Consider the following 2,700-nt stretch of genomic DNA (forward strand, 5'->3'; position numbering starts at 1 on the left):
TCCCCATAATTGACGCCGGCCCAGCAGCAACTAATATACAGCTTGCGATTCATATAAATAATATACTCCCCTGCCGATTTTATGACGCAAAGATTGAACTGTCTGCGGGTTTTAACTAGATTCTAGGACTTAAAAAAGCATTACAAAGGGCCCTAGAATGACGATGAAAAAAATCTTTACGTTAGTTGCTTTCACTTTATTACTGCCTCTGATTGGCTGTAAAGAACAAGACCACTCAGCCTGGCTCAAACGTCGCCACCAAAGACTATCAACGAATGCAAGCTTGTCATCAAGCCCAAGTCAGCAAAACAAAAACCATCTTGTTAAACGAACTGACAACTTTTCAGGTTATACAAGTCGCGCTTTAGCCCATGGTGATGTTGTAGGGCTTTACGATTTTTCATACCCTATTACAAATTCCAATAGCACTTTTTATATCAACATGAAGTACCTCATTGTAACCTTTGCGTCTGAAAAAACGTTGTTAACCGGATTGATCCATCCTGATAGCCGCCACACAACCGAAGTGTGGAAGTTTGTGAATGATACCTGGTGCCCTGTCTTTAGCGCTAATTTGAATACGACTATATCAGCCAAGCGCCATATCGGCCTTGCCAGCGACAAAAAAACAATACAAGTTCAAATTTTCACCGGTGATGGCACTGGTGTTCCCGGAGAAATCGCTTTTAATGACAGTACTCCCCTTGAGAGCAGCTGCGAAAGCGCTATCTATAAACCGCTCATTAAGTTTGGTAGTGAAAACGTTTTTTATGGCACTTTAAAAGTAGGCAATGACCCTGCAGCTAGTGATGTCACATCTTACTTTAACCAAAGTATAAAAGGTCTAAAAGTAACCTCTTTAATTTCGGCAAATTACGACAACTCTGTCTTGGAAACCCCAGATAAGTTACTTTATTTCTGGACAGACGCTGGCTGCAATGGGCCTTTAGATGCAAACGATTCTACAGGCTGCAAAGATGGTCGAATCATCAGAGGTTCGGTATGGTGGGCTAAATATGACGAAACCGTTGAACCCGGTAAAATCGAAACATATCTAGCGTTAGACCCGCGCAATAATAAAATTAATCAGATCATCGGCAGATTCGGTTTTAAGGGCGATAAGGCCTATGGCATTAGTGGTATCGACCTAGCCGTGCAAAGAATCGGCGATCCGCCGACCACAAAGTATTCTTATTCAATTTCAGACTTAAGCATCATGATGGATGGCCCAAATAATTTTGTTTTGGTTGGCGAAACTTATAACAGATTAGATACGCTCTCAATCCATTCTCCAGACTTAAAGCTTAGCTTAAAAGCACCTCAAGATCCTTATCGTAAAAGCCAATCAATATGGCCCTATGATTATCGTATGACCGGCGTTGTAAACTGGAATCACGATGTTTTAACGACATACTCAACAGCGTTGGTCGAAACAGATCAGATCATTTTACCGATTGCTAAAATTCAGTATTTAGTGATGGGGCCGCAGGGTATGCAATGCTTCAAAAAAGAATCTGATCTCAGAGCAGCTTGCCGAGAGCTTTTAACCGACAGAACTACACCGATCAACAACGACTATGTTGTGCCAGCCAAATATGTTGAAGAACACAGTACACATATAACGGCGACTCGATACGGCGGAAATCTACATCCTCTTGGCTTTTCGGGCGTAGTTAACTATGCCCGTGCCGAACCAGTTACAGCTTTTAGAATATCAACAGGTGATACAGGACAGGTTGTTGGCTTTCGCTCAATACCTTCGTTTTTTAACTTAAACAAATTAACAAGCTTACGCCTGTTTTCGCTGTATCCTAATTTTATAAATCCGGATACTCACCAGTACGACTCTGTGCTTTCAACGTTTCACGAAATTCCTAAAAAATTCAGTTCGCATGATTTTTACTACAAAGAAACAAGTGAAATTCCGGACGGCTACATGTCATTTGACATTAATGACCCACAAATTTTATTGGTTAAAGGTTACAAGCCAAATCAGCCGTCACAAGTTTACATCCTATTTCACTCACGTGACTTAGATAAAAAAGCACGTAATGGCCAGTCACAAACCGCCGGGGGGATTTACCTGTGTGTGGCCAGCTATAAAAAAACTTACAACTCGATTCAAGATATTCGCTGGGCTGATTGCGATAAAGAACGTGTATTAGCGACAGCTGATAATCCTTATCCTGTAGGTTCTAAGATTATCTTAGCTTCTGACATCACAAACAATTCAACATATCTCTCAACGCCGATTTCGGCCAAGCTATCACAAACTGCCAACGGCGAAGTCATTATCAACTACGTGGCGGCAAACCAAGGTGTTTTCATGGTCAATGCCACACAGATGACCGGCAACAATATTAAAAACTGGATTCGTTTACAAACCGGCCGAAATGCCGAATGTCATGAATCTCTAAAAAGTGCGAACAACTCTTCTGGCTTCTGGGGTAAATTAGAAAAATTCTCAGGTTCTCTTTTACTTTCAATTATTCTGGATGCATCAGAAGCCGAAGGCGGCATTTTTATCGAAGCCGGTTGGCTGCTTCTCGAAAATTTTGTGGTAGATTCAGACGACCCTGCTGATGCTCAGCTGGCGCGCCTTATTTCTACGACTTGTGTCGTACGTTAAGCCGTGTTTGAAATATTTTGGGATCTCCACACTAGACCGTATAAGGCAACGAGTCAAAAAAGTAAGCATAG

The 2,700-nt window shown here is 41.7% G+C and carries 1 protein-coding gene; it reads left to right on the forward strand.

Annotation, left to right across the window (positions count from 1 at the left end):
- Nucleotides 1-157: 157 nt before the first annotated feature.
- Complete coding sequence (locus AC04MM_RS13935) at nt 158-2,629, forward strand: hypothetical protein (protein ID WP_475380988.1); 2,472 nt, start codon at nt 158-160, stop codon at nt 2,627-2,629.
- Nucleotides 2,630-2,700 lie beyond the last annotated feature (71 nt).

The organism is Bdellovibrio sp. SBM16 (assembly GCF_056175625.1).

Coding starts and splice junctions, on each gene's coding strand:
- AC04MM_RS13935 (WP_475380988.1), top strand. CDS start 158: ATGACGATGAAAAAAATCTTTACGTTAGTTGCTTTCACTTTATTACTG.